Raw genomic sequence first — 432 nt, forward strand, 5'->3', positions numbered from 1 at the left:
CAGAAGTGCAGGAATGATTGAATTTTTCAGTAACGGCGCAGTTCCCTTCGGAAATGGTTGGCTGAGTGGCAGCCATTTCATTTCTGCAATTTCTGCTGCATGGACTGGTGTTTGGCCTTCTGGTACCCGAGCAAGAAAGACCTGTGCCTTCACTATCGTGTTTGTTTCATTGGCAGCAGCAGCCTCAAATGCGCCAAAAGAACGAAGTGCTGATGCATCGACTTCAATCTGCAGTTCCTCTTGAAGCTCTCTGACAAGCGCCTCGCATGCTGTTTCATTACCATCTAACTTCCCGCCTGGAAGCATCCAAGCGGAGGTGTTTTGCTTTCGGACGACCAGCAGCTCGTGTTTGTCGTTTAAGAAACAAGCGGTTGCTATTTTGAGTGTTCGCATTTGAATAATTATAAAACTTTCAGCGTCCACTTCTGGCCG

1 protein-coding gene is annotated in these 432 nt (G+C 47.7%); it reads right to left on the reverse strand.

Going from position 1 to position 432, the window contains the following annotated elements:
- Positions 1-432 (reverse strand): NUDIX domain-containing protein (locus tag PuT2_RS15655; RefSeq protein ID WP_143516251.1); only part of this gene is annotated, 432 nt, incomplete at both ends.

Origin of the sequence: Pusillimonas sp. T2 (assembly GCF_002236805.1) — a bacterium.
Taxonomy (GTDB): Bacteria; Pseudomonadota; Gammaproteobacteria; order Burkholderiales; family Burkholderiaceae_B; genus Neopusillimonas.